Raw genomic sequence first — 26,238 nt, 5'->3', positions numbered from 1 at the left:
CTAACGCCCTATTTACGGACGCCAGCAGCCATTTTTACCTCAAATCAGAAATTGAGGGTGCGTTTATCCACCGCCAGCGCGGCTTCCTTGGTCGCTTCGCTCAGGGACGGGTGGGCGTGGCAGATGCGCGCGATGTCCTCGGCACTGGCCTTGAACTCCATGGCCACCACGGCCTCGGCGATCAGCTCGCTGGCCATGGGGCCCACGATGTGCACGCCCAGAATCTCGTCCGTGGTGGCATCGGCCAGGAACTTGACCATGCCGGTGGTGTCGCCCAGCGCGCGCGCGCGGCCGTTGGCCAGGAAGGGGAACGTACCCGCCTTGTACTTCACGCCGTCCGCCTTGAGCTGCTGCTCGGTGCGGCCTACCCAGGCGATCTCGGGGCTGGTGTAGATGACCCAGGGGATGGTGTTGAAGTTGACATGCCCATGCTGGCCGGCGATGCGCTCGGCCACGGCCACGCCCTCTTCCTCGGCCTTGTGCGCCAGCATGGGGCCGCGCACCACGTCGCCCACGGCCCATACGCCGGGCAGGTTGGTCTTGCAGTCGCCGTCCACCACGATGGCGCCGCGTTCGTCGAGCTGCAGGCCCACGGCCTCGGCGTTCAGGCCGATGGTGTTGGGCACGCGGCCGATGGAGACGATGAGCTTGTCCACCTCCAGCGCCTGGGCCTCGCCCTTGGCGTTGGTGTAGGCCACGCTGACGCCCTTCTTGCCGGTCTTGATGTCGCCGATCTTTACGCCCAGCTCGATCTTCAGACCCTGCTTGTCGAAGGCCTTCTTGGCTTCCTTGGCGATCTGCTCATCGACCGCGCCCAGGAAGGTGGGCAGGCCTTCGAGCACGGTCACCTCGGCGCCCAGACGGCGCCAGACCGAGCCCATCTCCAGGCCGATCACGCCCGAGCCGATCACGCCAAGCTTCTTGGGCACGGCACCGATGCGCAGCGCGCCGTCGTTCGACAGGATGTTCTCCTCGTCGAACGCCACGCCGGGCAGCGCGCGGGCGTTGGAGCCCGTGGCGACGATGACCTGCTTGCCCACCAGGGTCTCTTCGGTGGCGCCCGTGACCTTGATCTCGTAGCCGCCCGTGGAACCGGAGGTTCCACCCTCACCGGGTGGAACGGCCTTCACGAACGAACCACGGCCATGGAAGAAGCTGACCTTGTTCTTCTTGAACAGGTACAGGATGCCGTCGTTGTTCTGCTTCACCACGGCGTCCTTGCGGCCCACCATCTTGGCCACGTCCATCGTCACCTTGCCGGTGCTGATGCCGTGCTCGGCGAAGTGCTTGTTTGCGTGCTCGAAATGCTCGGACGACTGCAGCAGCGCCTTGGAGGGGATGCAGCCCACGTTGGTGCAGGTGCCGCCGGGGGCGGGGCCGCCTGCGGCGTTCTTCCACTCGTCGATACAGGCCACGTTGAAGCCCAGTTGTGCGGCGCGAATGGCGCCGATGTAGCCGCCGGGGCCGCCGCCGATGACGATGACGTCGAATTGTTTGCTCATGATGCGAATACTTGAAATGAGGTTGAAAAAACCCACCACTGGGCGTTGCCGAGGGTGGGTTTGTTGCGCCTGGCTGCGAATTACAGATCGAACAGCAGGCGGGACGGGTCTTCCAGCGCGTCCTTCATGGCGACCAGGCCCAGCACGGCTTCGCGGCCGTCGATGATGCGGTGGTCGTACGACATGGCCAGGTAGTTCATCGGGCGCACCACGACCTGGCCGTTCTCCACCACGGCGCGGTCCTTGGTGGCGTGCACGCCCAGGATGGCCGACTGCGGCGGGTTAATGATGGGGGTGGACATCATGGAGCCGAAGGTGCCACCGTTGGAGATGGAGAAGGTGCCGCCGGTCATCTCTTCGATGCCGAGCTTGCCTTCAGCCGCCTTCTTGCCGAATTCGGCAATCTTCTTCTCGATGTCGGCAAAGCTCATCTGGTCGGCGTTGCGCAGGATGGGCACCACCAGGCCACGGGGCGAACCCACGGCGATACCGATGTCGAAGTAGCCGTGGTACACGATGTCGTTGCCATCGACCGAGGCGTTGAGCACCGGGAACTTCTTCAGCGCGTGCACGGCAGCCTTGACGAAGAAGCTCATGAAGCCGATCTTCACGCCGTGTTCCTTGGTGAACGCGTCCTGGAACTTCTTGCGCATCTCCATCACCGGGGCCATGTTCACTTCGTTGAACGTGGTCAGGATGGCATTGGTGGACTGCGACTGCAACAGGCGCTCGGCCACGCGGGCACGCAGGCGGCTCATGGGCACACGCTGTTCGGGGCGGTCGCCCAGGTTGGGGGCGGCAGGTGCGGCCACCTGGGGCAGTGCCTTGGTGGGCACGCCGGTGGGAATCACGCTGGCGGCAACCGGTGCGGCCGGCTTGGCACCGCCCGCCACAGCGGCCAGCACATCACCCTTGGTCACGCGGCCATCCTTGCCCGTGCCGGCCACGGCCGAGACGGACAGGTTGTTATCGGCCAGCAGCTTGGCGGCAGCCGGCATGGCCACATCGCCCTTGGCGCCGCCCGCTGCCGCCGCAGCAGCGGGTGCAGGCGCAGCAGCCGCTGCCACTACGGGAGCAGCGGCGGCAGCGGCAGGCGCAGGCGCACCGGCCTTGCCCTCGGTGTCGATCTTGGCGATGAGCTGCTCGGCCACCACGGTGCCACCATCGCCGACCACGATCTCGGCCAGCACGCCAGCTGCGGGTGCAGGCACTTCGAGCACGACTTTGTCGGTTTCAATCTCGATCAGGATTTCGTCGGCGCTGACGGCCTCACCGGCCTTCTTCTTCCAGGTGAGCATGGTGGCTTCGGCCACAGACTCGGACAACTGGGGGACTTTGACTTCTACGATAGCCATTTTGAATTCTTTCCAGAAAGGTGTTTTGTACTGAGTGAGGGGTTTCCGGCCTTACTTGGTCAGGACAAAACCCTTGAGCTTGGCAAAGGCACCGTCAACCAGCGCCTTTTGCTGTTCCTGGTGCAGGTGCGAGTAGCCCACGGCGGGCGACGCGGAGGCCGCGCGGCCCGAGTAACCCAGCTTCTGCCCATCGAGCATGTTCTCGTGGATGTTGTGCTGGATGAAGAACCAGGCGCCCTGGTTCTGCGGTTCGTCCTGGCACCACACGATGTCCGTGGCGTTGGGGTACTTCTTCAGCTCGGCGGCAAAGGCCTTGTGCGGGAAGGGGTAGAGCTGCTCGATGCGGACAATGGCCACATCGGAGGCTTCCTTCTCGGCGCGCTTCTTCACCAGGTCGTAGTACACCTTGCCCGAACAGGCGATCACGCGCTTGACCTTGTCGGCCTTCTTGGTCACGTCTTCGTTGGTCTCGGGAATGACGGTCTGGAAAGCACCCTTGGTGAATTCGGACAGCGGAGAAGTAGCGTCCTTGTTGCGCAGCAGGCTCTTGGGCGTGAAGATGACCAGGGGCTTGCGCAGGTTGCGCACCATCTGGCGACGCAGCACATGGAAGATCTGGCTGGCGGTGGTGGGCTGCACGATCTGCATGTTGGTGTCTGCAGCCAGCTGCATGAAGCGCTCCACACGCGCCGAGCTGTGCTCGGGGCCCTGGCCTTCATATCCGTGCGGCAGCATCAGCGTGATGCCGTTGACACGGCCCCACTTGACCTCGCCCGAGGCAATGAACTGGTCGATCACCACCTGCGCACCGTTGGCGAAGTCGCCAAACTGGGCTTCCCAGATCACCAGCGTGTTGGGGTCGTTGGAGGCGTAGCCATATTCAAAGCCCAGCACCGCCTCTTCGGACAGGATGGAGTCGATCACGACGAACGGAGCCTGATTGTCGGCCACGTTCTGCAGGGGCACGTAGGTGCCGGTGTCCCACTTTTCGCGCTTCTGATCGTGGATCACTGCATGGCGGTGCGTGAAGGTGCCACGGCCGCAGTCCTCGCCCGACAGGCGCACGGGGTAGCCACTGGCCACCAGGGAGGCAAAGGCCATGTGCTCACCCATGCCCCAGTCCACGGGGATCTCTCCCCGGCCCATGGCGGCGCGGTCGTCATAGACCTTTTTCACCAATTGGTGCGGTGTCACGGTGTCGGGCAGCGTGGTGAGCTTTTCCGCCAGGCGCTTCCACTCGGTCAGGGGAATTGCGGTATCGCCAGCGTCGGTCCACTTCTTGCCCAGGAACGGACTCCAGTCCACGGCGTACTTGCTCTTGAAGTTGGTCAGCACCGGGTCGACCGTGTGCTTGCCCGCGTCCATGGCAGCACGGTAGGCCTTGACCATTTCGTCAGGACCTTCGGCGGACAGCACGCCCTGCGTGATCAGCTTGTCGCCATAGAGCTTGCGCGTTCCGGGGTGGGCCGCAATCTTCTTGTACATCAGGGGCTGGGTCAGCGCAGGCGTATCCTGTTCGTTGTGGCCCAACTTGCGGAAGCAGGTGATGTCCACCACCACATCCTGGCGGAACTCCATGCGATATTCCAGGGCCAGCTGGGCAGCCAGCACCACGGCTTCAGGATCATCGCCATTGACATGCAGCACCGGGGACTCGACCATCTTGACGATGTCGGTACAGAAGGTGCTGGAGCGCATGTCGCGCGGGTCGGAGGTGGTGAAACCGATCTGGTTGTTGATGATCAGGTGCACCGTACCGCCAGTGGTGTAGCCACGGGTCTGCGCCAGGCAAAGGGTTTCCTGGTTGACACCCTGGCCGCCAAAGGCGGCGTCGCCGTGCACCAGCACAGGCAGCACCTGGCCACCCAGGGTGTCGCCACGGCGGTCCATGCGGGCGCGAGCGGATCCTTCGACCACGGGGTTGACGATTTCCAGGTGGGAGGGGTTGAACGCCAGACTCAGGTGCACCGGGCCGCCAGGGGTGGAAACGTCGGAGCTGAAGCCCTGGTGGTATTTCACGTCACCTGCGGGCAGGTCTTCAGGGGCTGTGTGGTCGAACTCGGCAAACAGGTCAGCAGGCATCTTGCCCAGGGTGTTGACCAGCACGTTCAGGCGGCCACGGTGGGCCATGCCGATCACGATTTCCTGCACGCCCTTGGCGCCAGCCTGCCGGATCAGCTCGTCCATGGCGGCGATGAAACTCTCACCACCTTCGAGCGAAAAGCGCTTCTGACCCACATACTTGGTGTGCAGGAAGCGTTCCAGGCCTTCTGCGGCGGTCAGGCGATCGAGGATCTGCTTTTTCTTCTCGGCGCTGAATTGGGGCTTGCTGCGGATGGACTCCAGTTTTTGCTGCCACCAGCGCTTTTCCGCCTGGTCGGAGGTGTACATGAACTCGGCACCCAGGGTGCCGCAGTAGGTTTCGTGCAGCGCGTTGATGAGTTCGCGCAGCGGCATCTTGTCCTTGCCAAAAAAGGTGTTGCTCGTGTCGAACACCGTTTCCTGGTCGGCATCGCTGAAGCCGTAGAACGAGGGCTCCAGTTCGGGAATCGCGGGGCGCTCGGTGCGCTTGAGGGGGTCCAGATCGGCCCAGCGCTGGCCTACGTTCCGGTAAGCGGCAATCAGCTGCTGAACGGCTGTGCGCTTGCGGCCCATCTCAGCGTCTTCGCTGGCCACCACCACCTTGGTTCCACCGGCCTTGGCACGCTCGGCAAAGGCATTGATGACGGGCATGTGGGGCACGTCACGGGCATTGGTGCCATCGACGGCAGGCACATGCTGCAGTGCATCGAAGTACTCGCGCCAAGTGTCGGGCACGCTGCCTGGATTGGCCAGATAGTTTTCGTACATCTCTTCGACATAGGGCGCGTTGCCGCCGAAGAGGTAGGTGTTGCCTTGGTAGGCTTGATAGACGGATGTCGTATCGCTCATGTTCCGCTGACCTCCGTCTCCCTTGGGGAGACATTAGCTGGTTGAAAAAACCTTCCGCGACACGGCTGAACCGGTTGGCGGATGCGACTGTGGCTGGGGAAGGGCCGAGTACGGACGCGATTGTGCCACTGTTCGCCCCAGGACGCTTGTGGTTTTTTCCTATCGCGACATGCGAAACAGTACACGCGCGCCGAGCCGGGCCGCAGACGCCGGGGTAACGTACATTCGCGTATTGTTTCAACAGACTGCGCTGTCCATGAACACTCCCACACTGCAGAACAAGACTTTTGTGTTTCTGCTGATCGCCGTGTCGCTGGCGTTCGGTGCCATTCTTTGGCCTTACTACGAAGCGGTTTTCTGGGGGGTGGCCTTGGCCATCCTGTTCATGCCCTTGCATCGGCGCATGTTGCTGCGCATGCCTGGCAAGCCAAACCGGGCGGCGCTGGCCACGCTGCTGCTGTGCCTGGTGGTCGTGATTCTTCCACTGACCCTGATCGGAATTTCGCTGATCCAGGAAGCCACACACATCTATGAGCGCCTACGTTCAGGCCAATTGAACTTTGGCGCCTACTTGGAACAGGTCATTGCGGCGCTGCCCAGTTGGCTGGTGAGCATGCTCGACCGATTGGAACTGACCAGTGTGGCTGCGGTACAGCACAAGCTGTCGGCATTCTCGGTGCAGGCAGGCCAAGTGATTGCCACCCAGGCCCTGAACATCGGACAGAACACCTTGCAATTCGCCGTGGGTTTTGGCGTCATGATGTATCTGTTGTTCTTCCTGCTGCGCGATGGCCCTGCGCTGGGAAGACGCATCCACCGCGCCATACCGCTGGAGGAGCAGCACAAACGCGACCTCAGCGCCAAGTTCATCACGGTGATCCGGGCCACACTCAAGGGCAACCTGATGGTGGCGGCAGCGCAGGGCATGCTGGGCGGATTCATCTTCTGGGTGCTGGGCATCCAGGCACCAGTATTGTGGGGTGTGCTGATGGCCTTCCTCTCTCTCTTGCCTGCCGTGGGAGCAGGCCTGATCTGGGGGCCAGTAGCCATCTATTTTTTGGCCACGGGAGCGTTGTGGCAGGCGGGCGTGCTGACCGCTTTTGGCGTGGGGGTGATCGGCCTGGTGGACAACCTGCTGCGCCCCTTGCTCGTGGGTAAGGACACCAAGATGCCCGATTACGTGGTTCTGATTTCCACGCTGGGCGGCATGACGCTGTTCGGCATCAATGGTTTTGTCATTGGGCCGGTGATTGCAGCATTGTTCATGGCCTGCTGGGACCTGGCCACGCCGAAGAACCCATAAGGCCAAGCCGAGCAGCTTCCTTGCCTGTTTTCAGTGGACCATGCCCATCTCGCGTAGTTTGCGATACAGAGTGCTACGGCCAATGCCCAGTATGCGAGCGGCTTCCGAATGGTTACCGGCGCACGACTGCAGCGCCCGCGCAATGCTTTGGTGTGAGAGCGTGCGCAGGTCGCTGGGCAATTCGACCTGAGGTGCAGACTGCCCCGCCGTGGACTGGGAGCGCAGGTCCAGTGCCAGGTCGTCGGGCAGGTGGTGCCAGTCGATCACGCTCTCCTGTGCGTCCAACAATGCACACGCGGTACGCAAGGCGCTGGCCAACTGGCGCACGTTGCCGGGCCAGGGGTACGAGCGCAACCGCTGGCGCAACTCCGTGGCGACGGTCAAAGGCCTGTGCGGCATGAGATTCTGCAAGTGGCTGTCGAGAAGGTGATCGAAGTCAGTTCTCTCGCGCAGTGCGGGCAGACACAGTGTCAGGCCGTTGAGGCGGTAGTACAGGTCCTCGCGAAAACGCCCCTCCTGGATCTCACGCGGAAGGTGACGGTGGGTTGCACAGACCAGCGCAAAATCAACGGCTATGGGCTTCCCCCCCCCCAAGGGCGTCACCTCGCGGTCTTGCAGTACACGCAACAAGCGCGCCTGCAGAGACAGCGGCATGTCACCGATTTCGTCCAAGAACAAGGTTCCGCCATCGGCCTCACGGACGCGCCCTGGCGCCCCCTCTCGCCGAGCGCCAGTGAAAGCGCCGGACTGGTAGCCAAACAGCTCCGCTTCTATCAGCGATTCCGGCAAAGCCGCGCAGTTGACGGCAACAAAGGGCTTGTGCTGGCGCGGCCCGCTCTGGTGCAGCGCTCGCGCAAACACTTCTTTGCCCACGCCCGACTCACCCTGCAACAACAAGGGGATGGGCTTGTCTACCACCTTGCGGGCACGGGCGATCGCAGAGCGCAGCGTGGCGTCACCCGTATCAATGCGTGCCAACGCATCCTCTGGCACAGCCGCAGTGTCCTTGTGCACCTGCGAGTTGCTGAATGATCCCTGGAGAACGCGGCCGGCTTCTGTCTTGACCCACAAGGTGTGACCCGCCACGGTATGCACCACCCGCGCCACTGCCGGTGACCGCTGACACCACTCCAGCAACTGGTGCATGGATTCCACCAGCACCTGCTCAATCCGCACAGCACCCAGGTCGCTCCATTGCAAACCCAGCAGTTGAAGCGCCGTGACACTGGCGCCCACCAGCAGCCCATCTTCACGCACGGCCAACAAACCTTCGGTGACCGTACCCAGCCCCTCTGGCTGCGCATGCAGGCGCAGGCGCAGCCCGCTCCAGTGGCGCGGGTCGTGCCTTGTGTCGAACAAACGGTGCTCAATCATCCGCACCGCCGAACGCACCAGAGCCAAGGTGTGCCGGTGGTAGCCCCGATGGTCACCAGAGACATCAAGCACCCCCAGCAACCGTCCATCGGCCGCATGGATCGGAGCCGCTGCACAGGTCAAAAACCCATTGCGCTCCAGAAAATGCTCCTGCGCGTGCACCACAAGGGCACGGTCATCGGTCAGTGCCGTGCCGATCGCATTGGTGCCGCGATACTGCTCGCTCCAGGTGGCGCCGGGGCGCAACGCCACCCGCTCGGCACGGCCCATGAACTGGGGATCGCCTGAGGCATGCAGGAGCATTCCATCGGTGCCGGCCAGTACCACCATGCTGTCGGTTTCACGGGTTTGCTCCAGCAGAAACTCCATCACGGGCCGGGCGTAGGCAACCAGTTCGCGCTGCTGCTCCAGAGCCCTGGCCAGTTGCGCTCCAGAGGCATGCGGTGCGCCTGGTGTGCGACCGCAAGGCTGCAGCCCTGCATCCCAACTGCGCAGCCAAGAGCGCTGCAGCTCTGCAGGTATCAGATCCGGTGGCAAGGCACCAGCACTCATCAAATGCCAGCGGGCGCGGCGCAATGCGGCTGGAACCGTACGTTCCGAGTAGACAGACGAAGGCATGGCCATTTGTCTCCTGTGTTCAGTGCTCGGGGCGGGTGCGCCGCCTCCGGCGTCGCCCCATGGCAAGGAGGCGATGCGTCCATTGTGCGCCAGTCGGCAGGTGTACTTCACCGCAAAAACCCGTTGCACTGTGCCGTTTTGGCACAGTGTGCGCAACAGGCCGACACAGTGGCACAGATCGGTGAAACACCTTGGCATGCCCACAACGCCGATTCGGGTGCAAGAAGCGGCAACACGGGGTGGCACGCATCCTGCAATGGAAGACCGACACGCCGTGCAAACAATGCGGCGGGTTGATTTTTCATTCAATCCACAAGGAGACTTCCGATGCTGTACGCCCCCCCCGGTTCCCCCGATGCCAAGGTCCAATACAAGGCCCGCTACGACAATTTCATCGGTGGCAAGTTCGTCCCACCGGTCAAGGGAGCGTATTTCGATGTGCTCACCCCCATCACCGGCAAGGCATACACCCAGGCTGCACGCTCCACGGCCGAGGATATTGAGCTGGCCCTGGACGCCGCCCACGCAGCCGCGCCGCAATGGGGGCGCACTCCGGCAGCCGACCGCGCCAACCTGCTGCTCAAGATTGCCGATCGCATCGAGCAAAACCTGGAAAAACTGGCCTATGCAGAAACCGTGGACAACGGCAAGGCCATCCGCGAGACGCTGAACGCCGACATCCCACTCACCGTGGACCACTTCCGTTACTTCGCAGGTTGCCTGCGCTCACAGGAAGGCAGCCTGAGCGAGATCGATGCCGACACGGTGGCTTACCACTTCCACGAGCCTCTGGGTGTGGTCGGGCAGATCATTCCATGGAACTTTCCCATCCTGATGGCAGCCTGGAAGCTGGCGCCTGCGCTGGCTGCAGGCAACTGCGTGATCCTCAAGCCGGCCGAGTCCACGCCCATCTCGATCCTGGTGCTCATCGAATTGATCGCCGACCTGCTGCCTGCCGGTGTTGTCAACATCGTCAACGGCTATGGCCGTGAGGCAGGCATGCCGCTGGCTTCGAGCCGCCGTATCGCCAAGATCGCCTTCACCGGCTCCACCGCCACCGGCAAGGTGATTGCCCAGGCTGCCGCCAACAACCTGATCCCGGCCACGCTGGAACTGGGTGGCAAGTCGCCCAACATCTTCTTTGCCGATGTGGCCGATGCCGATGACGAATTCTTCGACAAAGCCATCGAAGGCTTGGTGTTGTTCGCCTTCAACCAGGGCGAGGTCTGCACCTGCCCCTCGCGCGCGCTCATCCAAGAGTCGATTTACGACAAGTTCATGGACCGCGCACTGGCGCGCGTACGCGCCATCAAGCAAGGCAGCCCCCTGGACACCGACAGCATGATGGGCGCACAAGCCTCGGTCGAGCAAATGAAGAAGATCGAAAGCTACCTGAGCCTGGGCAAGGAAGAAGGCGCACAGGTGCTCACGGGCGGCAAGCGTGCTCAACTGCCAGGCGACCTGGCGGGCGGCTATTACATCGAGCCGACCCTGTTCAAGGGCCACAACAAGATGCGCATCTTCCAGGAAGAGATCTTCGGCCCCGTGCTGGCCGTGACCACCTTCAAGGACGAAGCCGAAGCCCTGGCCATTGCCAACGACACCTTGTACGGTCTGGGCGCAGGTGTGTGGTCGCGTGACGGCAGCCGCGCCTATCGCATGGGTCGTGGCATCCAGGCGGGCCGTGTGTGGACCAACTGCTACCACGCCTACCCGGCGCACGCTGCCTTCGGGGGATACAAAGAGTCGGGCATCGGTCGCGAAACGCACAAGGTCATGCTGAACCACTACCAACAGACCAAGAACCTGCTGGTGAGCTACAGCCCCAAGGCTCTGGGCTTCTTCTGAGGACTATCGATTAGCCATGTTCTCATGGGGCGGTCTGCGGATCGCCCCATTTTTTTTCAAAGGAGCACCAGGATGGTCGAACGCGTTGTTGCTACCCCGCAAGCCCTGGCCTTGATTGAAAAGCTCAGAGATCAGCACGGAGCGCCGCTGATGTTTTACCAATCGCACGGTTGCTGCGATGGCAGCAGCCCCATGTGCTACCTGGAAGGCGAGCTCTCGCCCGGCCGCTATGACTTGCTCATCGGAACGATTGGCGGCTGTCCTTTTTATGTGAGCGAAAGCCAGTGGGAGCATCTGAAGCAGCGCCAACTGGTCATAGACGTCACCCAGGGCAGCGGCGCAAGCTTCTCACTCGAAGGCCCGGAAGGGGTCAGCTTTGTCACCGGCTCCCGCGCCTACAGTGCGCAGGAGTGGCAAGAACTGCAAGATCAGTCGTCCTGAACAGACGCCATTTCCGGGAACAGCACCTCAGTGAACCCAAACTGCGTGAAGTCTTGCATGCGCATCGGATAGAGAATGCCGAACAGGTGGTCGCATTCATGCTGCACGACCCTGGCATGAAAGCCTTCGGCCTCACGCGCAATGGGGTGGCCTTGCAAATGGAAGCCTGAGTACTGGATGCGCTTCCACCGCGGCACCCTCCCCCGCAAGCCGGGCAGCGAAAGGCAACCCTCCCAGTCCATTTCAGTGTCACTCCCCATGGGCGTTACCACAGGGTTGATCAAAACAGTCGGCGGAACCATGGGCCGCTGGGGATACCTGGGATTGGGCTTGTCCGAGCCAAAAACAACGACCTGCAAGTCAACCCCTATCTGTGGGGCAGACAAGCCTGCACCACTGGCGTGGTACATGGTGTCGTACATGTCCTGCACCAACTGGCGCAACTCGGGTGTATCGAAGACCTGTACCGGGCGTGCCACGCGCAGCAATCTCGCATCGCCCATCTTGAGAATGGAATGAATGGTCATTGGCTCGTTTTCGTTTCGGCGGACTGTACCTTTTTTCGTCAGTATCGGCTTCAGTAGGACATTGTGCAAAACCGCTTTACCCAAAGGTCAATGCAAGTACAAGCGTCGTGCACACAGGCACAATGGGCGCCTGAGCGAATGCCCTCCCCTCCCCGATGGATTCCACCCCTGGCCAGCCCAGCCCACCCAAGGTGATGCCGCCTCCCGAGCATCCACCGCTTCCCAAACCCATGCGTTGGGCTTTGCTGGCGTTCGCCATACTTTGCCTGGGTTTGGGTGTGGTGGGCGTGTTTTTGCCGGGCCTGCCGACCACCGTGTTCATCCTGATGGCGGCATGGGCCGCCGCACGCAGTTCGCCCAAGCTGCATGAATGGCTGTGGTATCACCCACTGTTTGGCATCATGCTGCGCGACTGGGCCAATGGTGGCCGTGTGGGGCGCCGGTCCAAGTGGAACGCCACCATTCTGATGACTGTCTGTGCAGTCATCCTGTTCTGGACAAGCAGCAAGCTCTGGGTTGCCATCATGGCTACCAGCTTCATGGCCTGCGTGCTCATCTGGCTCTGGCTGCGCCCAGAGCCAGGCTGATGCTCCATAGGAAACCGTTCCATCGGTTTTTTGGTGATTTTTGTGTATATAATGTGAGGCTTGTTCCTCGATAGCTCAGTCGGTAGAGCGCCGGACTGTTAATCCGTAGGTCCCTGGTTCGAGCCCAGGTCGAGGAGCCAAAAAATTCATGCCGATATTCCCCGATAGCTCAGTCGGTAGAGCGCCGGACTGTTAATCCGTAGGTCCCTGGTTCGAGCCCAGGTCGGGGAGCCAAACAAACCACCCAGAGTTGCAAGACCTGGGTGGTTTTTTCGTTGGGCACCGATGGCGTAGTATCCCCAACATTGCTTCGCCATCGCCCATGAATCTGCCTCTACCTTGGCTCGACACTTCCGATGCACTGCCCAACGTCGACAGCGCTTGGGCGGACGACTCACCTGCCCCTGGCCTGCTGGCAGCAGGCGCCGATCTGTCGGTGACCCGACTGCTGGAAGCCTACTCCCATGGCATTTTTCCCTGGTTCAGCCAGGGCCAGCCCGTGTTGTGGTGGGCGCCCAATCCCCGCATGGTGTTGGATATCCATCAGTTTCGGCTCCACCGATCCTTGCGAAAAACGCTGCAACGCTTTCGGGCAGATCCACGGTGCGAGATCCGCGTCGACCATGGGTTTCAACGCGTGATCACCGCATGCGCCACAACCTCCCGCGAAGGCCAAAATGGCACCTGGATCGTCCCCTCCATGGTCGATGCCTACACAGCACTGCATGACGCGGGACATGCCCACTGCATCGAAACCTGGATGGATGGCGAACTTGCCGGCGGGCTGTACTGCGTTTCCATAGGCAAGGCAGTGTTTGGCGAATCCATGTTCGCACGCCGCACTGACGCATCCAAGATTGCCTTGGCAGCACTTGTGGCGTTGTGTGGAGCACAAGGCGCTGGCTGGATAGACTGCCAACAAAACACGGCACATCTGGCCTCACTGGGAGCACAGGAAATAGATCGGACCACCTTTGTGGGCAAGGTGGCACTGGCCCGCAACCAAGCACCCCTGCATTGGCACTTCGAGCCCCTATACTGGGACTGGCTTCTCTCCCGCCCTCCCCAGTCGGCATGACACAGCTCAACGAGTATCCGTTCCAGACACTGCAGTTTTACGCCACAGCGCCCTACGCATGCAGTTACCTTCCTGGGCAAATGGCGAGATCGCAGGTCGCCACCCCCAGCCACTTGGTTGGCAACGAAACCTACTCCCGCCTGGTCAAGCAAGGCTTTCGTCGCAGTGGCATGTTCACTTACCGCCCCTATTGCGATGGCTGCCAGGCCTGCATTGCACTGCGCGTCATCACGCAGAGCTTTCAACCCAACCGCAGCCAGCGCCGAGCATTCAAGCAACATGCAAGGCTTCAGGCACGAATTGTTGCGCCAGGATTTGACCCGGAACACTACGAACTGTATCTGCGATACCAAAATGGCCGCCACCCAGGCGGCGGCATGGACCACGACAGCGTGGACCAGTACGCCCAATTTCTGCTCCAGAGCCGGGTACGCTCCAGGCTGGTCGAATTCCGAGACCCCAGGCCCGATGGCTCACCTGGCGCCCTGCGCATGGTGTCCATTCTTGATGTGCTTGATGATGGCCTGTCCGCGGTCTATACCTTCTACGAGCCAGACCCCGAAGCCTGCTACGGCACCTACAACATCCTGTGGCAGATTGAGCAGGCGAAGAGTTTAGGGCTGCCTTATGTGTATCTTGGGTACTGGATCAGGAACAGCCCCAAGATGGACTACAAGGCACGCTTCCATCCGCACGAGATCCTTGTCGATGGCCAATGGCAAAACCTATCGGTCTGACACCACGCCATCTCATTTCACAAGATAAAATCAAACGTTGCCACACCGCGTTCAGACATGAAACGAATCGATCCAGACCTACCGTCCAAACCCAGTGTGCAGGTGCTGGAACGCATGTTCACCCTCATTGACGTTTTGGCCTCACGTGAAGAAGCCATATCGCTCAAGGAAATCAGCGAAAGAACGGGGCTGCACCCATCCACAGCACACCGCATCCTGAACGATCTGACGATAGGTCGATTTGTGGATCGGCCTGAATCCGGAACCTATCGACTGGGCATGCGACTACTGGAATTGGGCAATCTGGTGAAGGCGCGGCTCAGCATTCGCGACGCCGCCCTGGCTCCCATGCGTGAGTTGCACCGTCAGATACAGCAACCCGTCAATCTGAGCATGCGCCAAGGCGACGAAATCATCTATGTGGAACGCGCCTACAGCGAACGATCCGGAATGCAGGTGGTACGCGCCATCGGTGGCCGCGCACCGCTGCACCTGACCTCTACCGGCAAGCTGTTTCTGGCCGCCGATGACCCCCAGCGGGTACGGGCCTACGCTCTGCGTACCGGGTTGCCTGGACAGACACGCAACAGCATCACCCAGTTGGCCACGCTGGAGCGAGAGTTGGCAAAATCTCGCCAATCGGGCATTGCACGCGACAACGAAGAACTGGAACTCGGTGTGCGCTGCATCGCTGCTGGCGTGTACGACGACCAGGGCAGACTGGTGGCAGGTTTGTCGATTTCAGCACCAGCTGACCGTATCGATGAAAGCTGGACTGCAAAACTCCAAGCCACGGCACTGGACATCTCCACCGCGCTGGGCTTCAGTGGTTTTTCTCACAGCGCACCACACGGCACTTTCTCGCTGCCGGTTCGTTGAACCAAGCTTCCGGGCGTGCGCCCGGCCGCACCGCTACTCAGCTGTTGCTTCCACCCGGTGCTGGCGAGCTCCCCGAAACCGAGGAGCGAAACGAGGCATTGGTCTCAAGCCACTGGCGAACACGCTGGGCATCTCCGATACGGCTGAGCTTGCCCGCAGAATCCAGAAACACCATGATGAGCTTGCGCCCCGCAATCTGTGTTTGCATCACCAAGCAACGCCCCGCCTCGGCGATATAGCCGGTTTTTTGCAGCCCAATATCCCACGAGGGGTTCTTCACCAGCAGATTGGTGTTGTTGTATTGCAGGGTCTTGCGGCCCAGATCCACCTCGTAGCCTGGTGACGTGGAGTAGTCACGCAACAACGGATCCATGTGTGCCACATTCACCAGCACGGCAAGATCACGCGCACTGGACTGGTTCTTGCTCGACAGTCCCGTAGGCTCCACATACCGTGTGTCAGTCATCCCCAGCAGCTTGGCTTTCACATTCATCTGCTCGACAAACACCTTCAGCCCGCCGGGATAGGTTCGGCCCAAGGCATGGGCTGCACGGTTTTCACTCGACATCAAGGCCAAGTGCAGCATCTCTCCTCGGGTCAGGGTTGTCCCCACGGCGAGGCGCGAACGGCTGCCCTTCTCGGTGTCAATGTCCTCTTCGGTGATGGTGATGGGTTCGTTCAGATCCAACTGTGCCTGACTGACCACCAGACCCGTCATCAGCTTGGTGAGTGATGCAATCGGAAGCACTGCGAGGTCATTTTTGCTCAGCAGCACCTCATGGGTGTCCTGATCCACCACCAAGGCCACGCTGGACTTCAGCTCCAACGGGTCACTGTGATTGCGCAGCCCCGCCAACTCACCATGCGAAGGCCGATGAGCAACGGCACGCACGGGTTCGCGCGAGGAAACGGCTGCCAACCGCACTGCTTTGGATGGCTTTGCGACTTTCCGTGGCGCTTGCGCCGACGCCTTGGCATTGGCGCGTTTGGCCACGACCTTGGTTTTCTTCTCAGGTTGCGCACTGCGCTGGGCAGCCTGTGCTCCAGCAACGGCCAGCGTCGCACCGAGCACAACCACCACCAAGCCACGCGCCCAACTACGCACGGATGCCATCGACAAAGACTGCTGCAACATATGACTCCCGGCGATACAACAACTGTGTCACAGTGTAATGTCATCAAAATGATCCTGCAAGATCAATACCTTGCAGAATCATTTGAATCAACTAATTGAGCTCTTGACCAAAGCTCAATGTATGTACTCAACCTTGGGCAGCTACCCGGTCGGCCTTGCTTTGCAGCTTATTCAGCGCATGCAGGTACGCCTTGGCCGATGCCACCACGATGTCAGGGTCGGCGCCCACACCGTTGACGACTCGCCCGCTGTTTTGCAGGCGCACGGTGACTTCACCCTGACTTTCCGTGGAGCCGCTGATGGCGTTCACCGAATACAGCACCATTTCGGCGCCGCTGTTGACATGCGATTCAATCGCCTTGAGCGAAGCGTCCACCGGCCCGTTGCCGTCCGACTCGGCTCTGACTTCCTTGCCATCGACGGTGAAAACGATGCGTGCATGGGGGAGCTCGCCCGTTTCACTGTGTTGCGCCAGAGAGACAAAGCCGTATTGCTCGGATTCGCCATGCAGGTTGTCATCGCTCACCAACGCCAGGATGTCCTCGTCAAAGATCTCGCTCTTGCGGTCCGCCAGTTCCTTGAAGCGCGCAAAGGCCGCATTGATCTCCGTCTCGCTGTCGAGCTGAACGCCCAGTTCCTGCAAGCGCTGCTTGAAGGCATTGCGGCCGCTGAGCTTGCCCAGCACGATCTTGTTGGCGCTCCAGCCCACATCCTCAGCGCGCATGATTTCGTAGGTATCGCGCGCCTTGAGCACACCATCCTGGTGGATGCCGCTGGCGTGGGCAAAGGCGTTCGCCCCCACCACCGCCTTGTTGGGCTGCACCACGAAGCCCGTGGTCTGGCTCACCATACGGCTGGCGGCCACGATGTGCTGGGTGTCGATGCCGACTTCCAGGCCGAAATAGTCCTTGCGCGTCTTCACGGCCATGACCACTTCTTCGAGCGAGCAATTGCCCGCGCGCTCGCCCAGACCGTTGATGGTGCACTCCACCTGGCGCGCACCTCCTATCTTCACGCCCGCCAGCGAATTGGCCACGGCCATGCCCAGGTCGTTGTGGCAATGCACGGACCAGATGGCCTTGTCGCTGTTGGGAACGCGCTCGCGCAGCGTCTTGATGAAGTTGCCATAGAGCTCGGGGACGGCGTAACCCACGGTGTCGGGCACGTTGATGGTGGTGGCGCCCTCGGCGATCACCGCCTCGATCACACGGCAGAGGAAATCCACCTCGCTGCGGTAGCCATCCTCGGGACTGAACTCGATGTCGCCCACCAGGTTGCGCGCGAAGCGCACCGATTGCTTGGCCTGCTCCAGCACCTGCTCAGGCGTCATGCGGAGCTTCTTCTCCATGTGCAGCGGGCTGGTAGCGATAAAGGTATGGATACGGGCGCGGTTCGCTCCTTTGAGGGCCTCGGCAGCGCGGGCAATGTCCCGGTCGTTGGCACGCGAGAGCGAGCAGATCGTCGAATCCTTGATATGGTTGGCAATCAACTGCACCGCCTCGAAGTCACCGTTGGAGCTGGCAGCAAACCCCGCCTCGATCACATCGACCTTCAGTCGCTCCAACTGGCGTGCGATGCGCAGTTTCTCGTCACGCGTCATCGAGGCACCGGGCGACTGCTCGCCGTCGCGCAAGGTGGTGTCGAAAATGATCAATTTGTCAGCCATGTGGTTCTCCTGGTTCCTGGTGGTGGGGGTGGCCCGCAACGGCAATCCCTGGCGCCCAAAACAAAAGGCCCGTTGCGAGAGCAGACGGGCCTGTGTGGAAAAAGTGTGCGCGCGCGCGTTACTGTCTCCGCCCGTAGGAGGATAGCAGTAGGGCCGGTGCAAACGATTTCATGCAGAGCAATGTAGCACAAATCCCGGGGTTCTGCAGCCAGGGCCTGCTCACTTGTGCAGGCCGCGCTCGTCGGGTTCGTCGGTGGAGGTGCTGATGACGCTGGTGTGCTGTCCGCGCGACTTGCGCCAGGCATAGACCACGTAGCCGCTGAGCCCGTACAGCACGAACACACCGAACAGGACGATGGGCGGATGGATATTGATGACGGCGATGCCCAGCGCGATCAGCACGATGACCGCGAACGGCACGCTCTTTTTCATCTGCACGTCCTTGAAGCTGTAGAACGGCACGTTGGTCACCATGGTCAGGCCCGCATAGAGCGTGAAGCCGAACATGATCCAGGTGACCTGGGTCCAGGTCAGCCAATGATCCTGGCCACGCTGCACGCCGAGTTCCGTCATCAGCCAGATGAAGCCCGCCACCAGCGCCGCTGCGGCGGGCGAAGGCAGGCCCTGGAAGTAGCGTTTGTCCACCACGCCGGTATTGACGTTGAAGCGCGCCAGACGCAGCGCCGCGCAGGCGCAATAGACAAAGGCGGCGATCCAACCCCAGCGCCCCAGGCCGCTGAGCGCCCAGACATAGGCGATGAGCGCGGGCGCCGCGCCGAAGGACACCATGTCCGAGAGCGAATCCATCTGCTCGCCGAACGCGCTTTGCGTGTTGGTCATGCGGGCCACGCGGCCATCCAGGCTGTCAAGCACCATGGCGCAGAACACGCCAATGGCCGCCATGTCGAAGCGCCCGTTCATGGCCATGACGATGGCATAGAAACCGCCGAACAAGGCCGCCAGCGTGAACAGGTTGGGCAGGATGTAGATGCCCTTGCGCCGCTTGCGCACCACCACGCCTTCTTCCACAGTCGATTCTTCGCCGTCATGCATCAAATGGGTCTCCAGCGCGCATCCATCATGCGCAAGTAGCTACGAAAACAATAGCAGTCAAATCCTGCCAGAGCTTGGCAGTGTAGCCGCGACCGGCCACCCCGATCCAGAAAAGGCAAAAGCCACCGAAGTGGCCTTTGCAGGAACCGGGCCGCAGGGGCTCAGTTGCGGGTCTGGTCGACCAGCTTGTTCTTGGCGATCCAGGGCATCATGGCGCGCAGCTGGGCACCCACCACTTCGATGCTGTGGTCGGCCGTGTTGCGGCGGCGGGCCGTCATCGAGGGGTAGTTCAGGCGGCCTTCCTGGATGAACATCTTGGCGTAGTCACCGTTCTGGATGCGCTTGAGGGCATTGCGCATGGCGGCGCGCGACTGCTCGTTGATGACTTCGGGGCCGGTCACGTACTCGCCGAACTCGGCGTTGTTCGAGATCGAGTAGTTCATGTTGGCGATGCCGCCTTCGTAGATCAGGTCCACGATGAGCTTGAGCTCGTGCAGGCACTCGAAGTAGGCCATCTCGGGGGCGTAGCCTGCTTCGACCAGGGTTTCGTAACCCATCTTGATCAGCTCGACGGCACCGCCGCACAGCACGGCCTGCTCGCCGAACAGGTCGGTCTCGGTCTCTTCCTTGAAGTTGGTCTCGATGATGCCAGCCTTGCCACCACCGTTGGCCATGGCGTAGCTCAGGGCCAGGTCACGGGCCTTGCCGGACTTGTCCTGGTGCACGGCCACCAGGTGGGGCACGCCGCCGCCCTGGGTGTAGGTGTTGCGCACGGTGTGGCCGGGGGCCTTGGGGGCGACCATCCACACATCCAGGTCAGCGCGGGGCACGACCTGGTTGTAGTGCACGTTGAAGCCGTGCGCAAAGGCCAGCGAAGCGCCCTGCTTGATGTTCGGCTCGACGTTGTTCTTGTACACCTCGGCGATCTGCTCGTCGGGCAGCAGGATCATGACCACGTCGGCGGCCTTGACGGCGTCGTTGACTTCCATCACCGTCAGACCGGCCTTGCCGACCTTGTCCCAGGAGGCGCCGCCCTTGCGCAGGCCAACCACGACCTTGACGCCGCTGTCGTTGAGGTTTTGTGCGTGGGCGTGGCCTTGCGAGCCGTAGCCGATGATGGCCACGGTCTTGCCCTTGATCAGGCTCAGGTCACAGTCTTTGTCGTAGAAAACTTTCATGGTCGCTCCGGTTGAAATTCGTATGGGGTTGAAACTGGAAAACAGGGGATTGTCTTACATGGGATTGGGATTGGGCCGGATGGCCAGGCGGGGAGCCGCAGACAGTGCTGAAGCACGGCAAGGCTCCCCAACGACGCTAGCCGTTCGAAGACCCATCCGTCACACGCGCAGGATGCGCTCGCCACGGCCGATACCGCTGGCACCCGTGCGCACGGTTTCCAGGATGGCCGTGCGGTCGATGGCCTGCAGGAAGGCTTCGTTCTTGGACTGGTCGCCGGTCAGCTCAATGGTGTAGCTCTTCTCGGTCACGTCGATGATGCGGCCACGGAAGATGTCGGCCATGCGCTTCATCTCCTCGCGCTCCTTGCCCACCGCGCGCACCTTCACCATCATGAGCTCGCGCTCGGTGTAGGCACCCTCGGTGAGGTCGACCACCTTGACCACCTCGATGAGACGATTCAGGTGCTTGGTGATCTGCTCGATCACGTCGTCGGAGCCCGTGGTCTGGATGGTCATGCGCGAGAGCGATGCATCCTCGGTGGGCGCCACGGTGAGCGACTCGATGTTGTAGCCACGGGCCGAGAACAGGCCCACCACGCGGGAAAGGGCACCGGCCTCGTTTTCCAGCAAAACGGCAATGATGTGTTTCATGGGATCAGATTCCTCTTTTTGCGACGGCAGCACGATCCACAAGGGGTCGCAGAAAACTGTCGTTTTTCGCTGCCCTCCCCCGCACACGGTAATGCGCAGGCTTGGCAGGCAATAGATTCGTCAATAAAAGCTATCGTATTGATAGCTACCAGCGCTTGTTTAGCAAGCGCTGGGGCCAGTTTTGCTTAAAGGTCCTCCGACCCCAGCAACATTTCCGTCAGACCCTTGCCGGCCTGCACCATCGGGAACACGTTCTCGGTGGGGTCGGTGCGGAAGTCCAGGAACACGGTCCGGTCCTTGAGCTTGCGCGCCTCGCGCAGCGCGGGCTCCACGTCCTTGGCGTGCTCGATCAGCAGGCCGACATGGCCATAGGCCTCGGCCAGCTTCACGAAGTTGGGCAGCGCATCCATGTAGCTGTGGCTGTAGCGGCCGGAGTATTCGATCTCCTGCCACTGGCGCACCATGCCCAGGTAGCGGTTGTTCAACGCGCAGATCTTGATCGGCGTGTTGTACTGCAGGCAGGTGGAGAGCTCCTGGATGTTCATCTGCACCGAACCTTCACCCGTGATGCAGAACACCTCGCTCTTGGGCTTGGCCAGCTTGATGCCCATGGCGTAGGGAATGCCCACGCCCATGGTGCCCAGGCCGCCGGAGTTGATCCAGCGGCGGGGTTCGTCGAAGCGGTAGTACTGGGCAGCCCACATCTGGTGCTGGCCGACGTCGGACGTGATGTAGGTGTCGGCATCCTTGGTCATGTTCCAGAGCGTCTCGACCACGTACTGCGGCTTGATGACGTCCGGGCTGCCCATGTCGTATTTGAGGCACTGGCGCTCGCGCCAGCCTTCGATGGTGTCCCACCAAGCGGCCAGGGCGCCAGCGTCGGGGCGCTGCGTGGTCTCGCGGATCATCGCGATCAGTTCGGTCAACACCTCCTTGACGTCACCGACGATCGGGATATCGACCTTCACGCGCTTGGAAATGCTCGACGGGTCGATGTCGATGTGGATGATCTTGCGGTCGTTCTGTGCGAAATGCTTGGGATTGCCGATCACGCGGTCATCGAAGCGCGCGCCCACGGCCAGCAGCACGTCACAGTTCTGCATGGCGCTGTTGGCCTCGACGGTACCATGCATGCCCAGCATGCCCAGGAACTTGCGGTCGCTGGCCGGGTAAGCGCCCAACCCCATCAGCGTGTTCGTGACCGGGTAGCCCAGCATGTCGACCAGGGTGCGCAGCTCTTGCGTGGCATTGCCCAGCAGCACGCCGCCGCCCGTGTAGATGTAAGGGCGCTTGGCCGACATCAGCAACTGCAGCGCCTTGCGGATCTGGCCACCATGGCCCTTGCGCACCGGGTTGTAGGAGCGCATTTCGACGGACTGCGGATAGCCCTCGAAAGGCACCTTCTTGAAGGACACGTCCTTGGGAATATCGACCACCACCGGGCCAGGACGGCCGGTGCGGGCAATGTGGAAGGCCTTTTTCAGCGTGACCGCCAGGTCACGGGCGTCCTTGACCAGGAAGTTGTGCTTGACGATGGGGCGCGTGATGCCCACGGTGTCGCACTCCTGAAAGGCATCGAGGCCGATGGCTGCCGTCGGCACCTGCCCGGTGATGATCACCATGGGAATGCTGTCCATGTACGCCGTGGCGATGCCGGTCACGGCATTGGTCACGCCCGGCCCCGAGGTCACCAGCGCCACACCCACATCGCCCGTAGCGCGCGCATAACCGTCGGCGGCATGCACGGCGGCCTGTTCATGGCGCACCAGCACGTGCTGCATGGTGTCTTGCTTGTAGAGCGCGTCGTAGATGTAGAGCACCGCGCCGCCGGGATAGCCCCAGATGTACTTCACGCCTTCGGCCTGCAGGGCCTTGACGAGGATTTCAGAGCCCATGAGCTCTTGCGGGGAATGCGTGTGTTGCTGTGCAGCAGCCGCCGAAGCGATTTCGGCCTTGGTGATTTCCATGATGAACCTTTGCGAATTTCTCTGACGAAAAACCTTGGGTGCCCCTTGCGCCTGCTCTCGTGAAGCCCGCTCGGAACTTGAGGCCAAGGACATGAGCGCGATGATCTCCGCGCCGGACCGTGACCCGTTTGCCTTTAGTTGCAGGGGTTCATTATCGCACCGCAACAAAGCAAATGGGTGCTCTGTCGTAAAAAAGCCTTGCGATGCGATAATCCAACGCTGTTACAGCGGCATGCAGCTGCCTGGCGCAACCTGACGCGCATCTTTCCTTCCCGATCCATCCCCTTGGCCACCGAAAAAGAACTCTCGGATTTCCTCAAGAGCGTGGAAAAACGCGCCTTCAAGCGCGCGCTGTACCACGTTCGCAACGAGGAATCGGCCCTGGACATCGTGCAGGACAGCATGATGCGCCTGTCGGAGCACTATGGCGACAAGCCGCCTGCGGAACTGCCCATGCTGTTCCAGCGTATCCTGTCCAACTGCACGCTGGACTGGTTCCGGCGCCAGAAGACGCACAATGCATTGTTCTCGTCCATGGCAGACTTCGAGGGCAATGCCGACGACGGGGGAGACTTCGACCTGCTGGAAGCCTGGAATGGCCCTGAAGGTGGGGAGCAGGCCCAAAGCGCCCAGGACCAGGCAGAACGGGGCCAGGTGCTGCGCGACATCGAATTGGAAATCCAGGAGCTGCCCCCACGTCAACGGGAGGCCTTTCTCATGCGTTACTGGGAAGAAATGGACGTGGCTGAAACAGCAGCCGCCATGGGCTGCTCGGAAGGCAGCGTCAAAACCCACTGTTTCCGTGCCATCCAGGCCCTGAGCAAGGCATTGAAGGCCAGAGGAATCAAGCTATGAACGACCACAGCTACCCGCCATCGAACGAACGCAATGCCGAGCATTTCGCTCGCAGCGTGGCCTTGCGCCTGTCGGAAGGCACGCAGCAGCTGCCCTACGACATCAGCGAACGCCTGCGCGCCTCGCGCATGCAGGCACTGGCCCGGCGCAAGAAACCCGTTGCCATCATGCATGCCGCAGGGTCGGTGCACAGGGCCGGTCACAGCGCCGTGCTGGGAACCGGCCCCCAGGGGATGGGCTGGTGGCAATCCCTGCTGTCTGCGGTGCCCGTTCTTGCGCTGCTGGCGGGACTGGTGGTCATTCAGATGGATCTGGACGAAACGGGTATCCTTGAGGTGGCGGAGGTCGATGCGGCCCTGCTTGCCGATGATCTGCCGCCAGCGGCATACTCTGACCCAGGGTTTGTCCAGTTTCTGAAAACCACCGACAGCCATCAGGCCCACTGAGCAGCCCTGCCCTTCCGGTTCCCTTTGTTTGCATGCACCGACACAAGCGCACGCCATTGACCACTCCCTCTCAAAGCCCGACGCCAGCCATCGTGCTGGCGTTGGCATTGCTGGGTGCCTTGGTGGTGGGCGCATGGAAAGCCGCAGGACAACTGAGCGAACTGCCCGGCACCATCTACACCACGCCGGAAAACATCCGCCATCCCAGCGCGGTCGCAGGGCCTACAGGCAGTTCTGCCACCCCGCAGGCCTCGGAAGGTCCAGGCTGGGAAACGCTGGACACCCCCCAAAAGCTGGCGCTGTACCCCTTGGCCGAACGCTGGGCACTGTTGAGCAAAGTGCAAAAGCGCCGCTGGCTGGCACTGGCGCAAACCTTCCACACCCTGCCTGAGTCCGAACAGGCCCGCCTGCACGAGCGCATGACGGCCTGGGCCAGCCTGAGCATTCAGCAGCGCAACCAGGCGCGGATCAACTTTGCCGCCACCCAACGCCTGCGGCTGGACGACAAGCGCTCGCAGTGGGACGCCTACCAGGCCTTGAGCGAAGAGGAAAAGCGACGCCTTGCGGCCAGTGCCGCCACCAAACCTCGGGGCGCAGCCACGTCCATCCAACCCGTACCGCCCAAGAAGTTCACCCGTGTTCCAGCCGCCAAACAGGCTCCGGACAATGTGGCCAATCCCCCGAAAGTGCCTTCATCGAAGAACTCCCCTCCGCGGATTGCAGCGCCTGGCGGAGGCGAGAAGCGCACTGCCGAGCCACCGGTGGCGCCCGCCCCGGCCCAGGCACCTGCCGCGACGGCATCCAGCGCCGCCGACAGCATGGCGCCTGCAATGGCGCCGGACGCCTCCGCCCCCGCACCGACTGGCACACCGGCAGAAGGCCCCTCCAGCAACATCTACATCAACTGACCCGACGCTGGCGGCATGGCGCTGCCTGCAATCGCCTTGCCCATGCAATCTGGCACCTCCCCCACCCCTCCGACCTTGCCGCAGCCGCCCGACGGCAGCGCACTCTCGCCAACGCCTGGCCTGGGTCGCCGCATGGCCTGCTGGCTGTACGAAGGCATGCTGATGTTTGGCTTGGTCTTCATCGCTGGCTACCTGTTTGGCACCTTGAGCCAAACGCGCCACGCGCTGGACAACCGAAACGCCTTGCAGGCCTTCCTGTTCGTGGTCTTTGGCATCTACTTCGTGTGGTTTTGGTCCAAGGGGCAAACACTGGCCATGAAGACCTGGCACATCCGCATGGTGGATCGCTTCGGCGCCCCGGTGAGCCAGCCACGCGCCCTGCTGCGTTACGTGCTGAGTTGGCTGTGGTTTCTGCCACCCCTGCTGGCGGTGGCACCGTTTGGGCTGCCGGTGGGTGAAATTGCGGTGCTGGTGATCGGCTGGATCGTGGTCTGGTCCCTGTCGAGCCGACTCCATCCCCAGGGCCAGTTCTGGCATGACGTACTGGCCGGAACCCGGCTCATAGACTCCAAGCCCAAAGCCCTTGGCAAGCAGCCCCCCCCCCATGTCTGAACCGGCTTTTTCGCTGTGCGTGTACTGCGGCTCACGCCCTGGCAACCTGGATTCGTACGCCGATGCTGCCCGCGCTGTGGGTGCATGGATTGGCCACCAGGGTGGGCAACTTGTGTATGGCGGCGGTAGTGGCGGCCTGATGGGCCTGGTGGCCCAGGCCACCGCGGGAGCCGGTGGCCGCGTGGTGGGTGTGATACCGCAGTCGCTGGTGGACCGTGAATTTGCCAACCACGCCTGCGACGAGCTGCACATTGTGCAAACCATGCACGAACGCAAGGCACTGATGGCCGAGCGCAGCGGCGCCTTTCTGGCCCTGCCGGGGGGCATTGGCACCTTCGAAGAGTTGTTCGAGGTCTGGACCTGGCGCCAGCTGGGCTACCACGACAAGCCCATCGGCCTGCTCAACGTGGACGGCTATTACGACCAACTGCTGGCCTTTTTGCAGTCCAGCGTGGCCCATGGCTTCATGGGGCCCTGGCAGATGGACCTGGTGGACGCCGATACCCAGCCCACTCCCCTGCTGGAGCGTTTGGTGCGGGCCACCTCGGGCGCAGGCACCGGGCCTGCGCTGCGCGCGGTGATCTGAA

The 26,238-nt window shown here is 61.8% G+C and carries 23 protein-coding genes and 2 tRNA genes; 14 read left to right on the top strand and 11 right to left on the bottom strand.

The window, feature by feature from the left end; genetic code table 11:
- Window positions 1-44: 44 nt before the first annotated feature.
- The 3 genes from lpdA to GWK50_RS07935 form a co-directional block, all read right to left on the bottom strand.
- Window positions 45-1,502, bottom strand: coding sequence for a dihydrolipoyl dehydrogenase (lpdA, locus tag GWK50_RS07945; protein WP_162016005.1), 1,458 nt, complete (start codon window positions 1,500-1,502; stop codon window positions 45-47).
- A gap of 80 nt (window positions 1,503-1,582) precedes the next feature.
- The gene (odhB, locus tag GWK50_RS07940) at window positions 1,583-2,857 is read right to left on the bottom strand and encodes a 2-oxoglutarate dehydrogenase complex dihydrolipoyllysine-residue succinyltransferase (protein ID WP_162016004.1); all 1,275 of its coding nucleotides are present in this window, start codon (window positions 2,855-2,857) and stop codon (window positions 1,583-1,585) included.
- A 51-nt stretch (window positions 2,858-2,908) separates the two neighbouring features.
- Window positions 2,909-5,788, bottom strand: coding sequence for a 2-oxoglutarate dehydrogenase E1 component (locus tag GWK50_RS07935; protein ID WP_162016003.1), 2,880 nt, complete (start codon window positions 5,786-5,788; stop codon window positions 2,909-2,911).
- Between the two features lie 256 nt (window positions 5,789-6,044).
- Between GWK50_RS07935 and GWK50_RS07930 the strand changes: the two genes are divergently transcribed.
- The gene (locus tag GWK50_RS07930) at window positions 6,045-7,091 is read left to right on the top strand and encodes an AI-2E family transporter (RefSeq protein WP_162016002.1); all 1,047 of its coding nucleotides are present in this window, start codon (window positions 6,045-6,047) and stop codon (window positions 7,089-7,091) included.
- A 30-nt stretch (window positions 7,092-7,121) separates the two neighbouring features.
- Here GWK50_RS07930 and GWK50_RS07925 read toward each other — a convergent pair whose 3' ends face one another.
- A complete protein-coding gene (locus GWK50_RS07925; RefSeq protein WP_162016001.1) occupies window positions 7,122-9,083 on the bottom strand; it encodes a sigma-54-dependent Fis family transcriptional regulator in 1,962 nt (653 codons plus the stop codon).
- A gap of 327 nt (window positions 9,084-9,410) precedes the next feature.
- Between GWK50_RS07925 and adh the strand changes: the two genes are divergently transcribed.
- Both adh and GWK50_RS07915 read left to right on the top strand, forming a co-directional pair.
- Window positions 9,411-10,931 carry an aldehyde dehydrogenase gene (gene adh / locus GWK50_RS07920; RefSeq protein ID WP_162016000.1) on the top strand — a complete coding sequence of 507 codons (1,521 nt, stop codon included), beginning with the start codon at window positions 9,411-9,413 and terminating at the stop codon, window positions 10,929-10,931.
- A gap of 72 nt (window positions 10,932-11,003) precedes the next feature.
- A complete protein-coding gene (locus GWK50_RS07915; protein ID WP_162015999.1) occupies window positions 11,004-11,372 on the top strand; it encodes a DUF779 domain-containing protein in 369 nt (122 codons plus the stop codon).
- On the opposite strand, the gene def is transcribed toward GWK50_RS07915, so the two are convergent.
- Entirely contained in the window at window positions 11,360-11,899 is a 540-nt protein-coding gene (gene def / locus GWK50_RS07910) for a peptide deformylase (RefSeq protein WP_162015998.1), read from the bottom strand. The two genes, GWK50_RS07915 and def, sit on opposite strands and share 13 nt — an antisense overlap.
- A 230-nt stretch (window positions 11,900-12,129) precedes the next feature.
- Here def and GWK50_RS07905 point away from each other — a divergent pair, with 230 nt between their 5' ends.
- The 6 genes from GWK50_RS07905 (at window position 12,130) to GWK50_RS07880 (ending at window position 15,180) form a co-directional block, all read left to right on the top strand.
- A complete protein-coding gene (locus GWK50_RS07905; protein WP_243020785.1) occupies window positions 12,130-12,486 on the top strand; it encodes a YbaN family protein in 357 nt (118 codons plus the stop codon).
- Window positions 12,487-12,550: 64 nt separating this feature from the next.
- Window positions 12,551-12,626: transfer RNA gene (locus GWK50_RS07900), tRNA-Asn, on the top strand.
- A gap of 18 nt (window positions 12,627-12,644) precedes the next feature.
- Window positions 12,645-12,720: transfer RNA gene (locus tag GWK50_RS07895), tRNA-Asn, on the top strand.
- 88 nt (window positions 12,721-12,808) lie between these two features.
- Window positions 12,809-13,564, top strand: a complete 756-nt coding sequence (gene aat, locus GWK50_RS07890) for a leucyl/phenylalanyl-tRNA--protein transferase (protein WP_162015996.1) — start codon at window positions 12,809-12,811, stop codon at window positions 13,562-13,564.
- Entirely contained in the window at window positions 13,561-14,301 is a 741-nt protein-coding gene (locus tag GWK50_RS07885; protein ID WP_162015995.1) for an arginyltransferase, read from the top strand. The genes aat and GWK50_RS07885 overlap by 4 nt, the downstream gene beginning before the upstream one ends.
- Window positions 14,302-14,358: 57 nt before the next feature.
- The gene (locus GWK50_RS07880) at window positions 14,359-15,180 is read left to right on the top strand and encodes an IclR family transcriptional regulator (protein ID WP_162015994.1); all 822 of its coding nucleotides are present in this window, start codon (window positions 14,359-14,361) and stop codon (window positions 15,178-15,180) included.
- Window positions 15,181-15,217: 37 nt separating this feature from the next.
- Here the strand turns inward: GWK50_RS07880 and GWK50_RS07875 are convergent, their stop codons facing one another.
- The 6 genes from GWK50_RS07875 to GWK50_RS07850 all read right to left on the bottom strand — a co-directional run bounded on the left by GWK50_RS07875 (window position 15,218) and on the right by GWK50_RS07850 (window position 22,830).
- Complete coding sequence (locus tag GWK50_RS07875) at window positions 15,218-16,315, bottom strand: serine hydrolase (protein WP_242455328.1); 1,098 nt, start codon at window positions 16,313-16,315, stop codon at window positions 15,218-15,220.
- A 127-nt stretch (window positions 16,316-16,442) separates the two neighbouring features.
- Window positions 16,443-17,981: a 2-isopropylmalate synthase gene (locus tag GWK50_RS07870; RefSeq protein ID WP_162015993.1), complete on the bottom strand. Its 1,539-nt coding sequence runs from the start codon at window positions 17,979-17,981 to the stop codon at window positions 16,443-16,445.
- A gap of 219 nt (window positions 17,982-18,200) precedes the next feature.
- On the bottom strand, window positions 18,201-19,034 hold the full coding sequence (gene pssA, locus GWK50_RS07865) for a CDP-diacylglycerol--serine O-phosphatidyltransferase (protein WP_162015992.1): 834 nt from the start codon (window positions 19,032-19,034) through the stop codon (window positions 18,201-18,203).
- Between the two features lie 161 nt (window positions 19,035-19,195).
- Window positions 19,196-20,212, bottom strand: coding sequence for a ketol-acid reductoisomerase (gene ilvC / locus GWK50_RS07860; protein WP_042424441.1), 1,017 nt, complete (start codon window positions 20,210-20,212; stop codon window positions 19,196-19,198).
- Between the two features lie 159 nt (window positions 20,213-20,371).
- On the bottom strand, window positions 20,372-20,863 hold the full coding sequence (ilvN, locus tag GWK50_RS07855; protein WP_162015991.1) for an acetolactate synthase small subunit: 492 nt from the start codon (window positions 20,861-20,863) through the stop codon (window positions 20,372-20,374).
- A 185-nt stretch (window positions 20,864-21,048) separates the two neighbouring features.
- A complete protein-coding gene (locus GWK50_RS07850; protein ID WP_162015990.1) occupies window positions 21,049-22,830 on the bottom strand; it encodes an acetolactate synthase 3 catalytic subunit in 1,782 nt (593 codons plus the stop codon).
- A gap of 285 nt (window positions 22,831-23,115) precedes the next feature.
- Here GWK50_RS07850 and GWK50_RS07845 point away from each other — a divergent pair, with 285 nt between their 5' ends.
- The 5 genes from GWK50_RS07845 to GWK50_RS07825 are packed head-to-tail and all read left to right on the top strand — an operon-like array spanning window position 23,116 to window position 26,237.
- Window positions 23,116-23,685: an RNA polymerase sigma factor gene (locus tag GWK50_RS07845; protein WP_162015989.1), complete on the top strand. Its 570-nt coding sequence runs from the start codon at window positions 23,116-23,118 to the stop codon at window positions 23,683-23,685.
- Window positions 23,682-24,131, top strand: coding sequence for a DUF3619 family protein (locus tag GWK50_RS07840; RefSeq protein ID WP_162015988.1), 450 nt, complete (start codon window positions 23,682-23,684; stop codon window positions 24,129-24,131). The genes GWK50_RS07845 and GWK50_RS07840 overlap by 4 nt, the downstream gene beginning before the upstream one ends.
- A gap of 56 nt (window positions 24,132-24,187) precedes the next feature.
- Entirely contained in the window at window positions 24,188-25,039 is an 852-nt protein-coding gene (locus GWK50_RS20020) for a DUF3106 domain-containing protein (protein ID WP_277950292.1), read from the top strand.
- A 15-nt stretch (window positions 25,040-25,054) separates the two neighbouring features.
- Entirely contained in the window at window positions 25,055-25,651 is a 597-nt protein-coding gene (locus tag GWK50_RS07830; RefSeq protein WP_277950291.1) for an RDD family protein, read from the top strand.
- The gene (locus tag GWK50_RS07825) at window positions 25,644-26,237 is read left to right on the top strand and encodes a TIGR00730 family Rossman fold protein (RefSeq protein ID WP_162015986.1); all 594 of its coding nucleotides are present in this window, start codon (window positions 25,644-25,646) and stop codon (window positions 26,235-26,237) included. Before GWK50_RS07830 ends, GWK50_RS07825 begins: the two co-directional genes overlap by 8 nt.
- Window position 26,238: the final 1 nt, after the last annotated feature.

The organism is Acidovorax sp. 210-6 (genome assembly GCF_010020825.1).
GTDB lineage: Bacteria > Pseudomonadota > Gammaproteobacteria > Burkholderiales > Burkholderiaceae_C > Simplicispira > Simplicispira sedimenti.
Note: the sequence above shows the minus strand (reverse complement) of the source record. Positions and strands in the feature narration are given on the sequence as shown.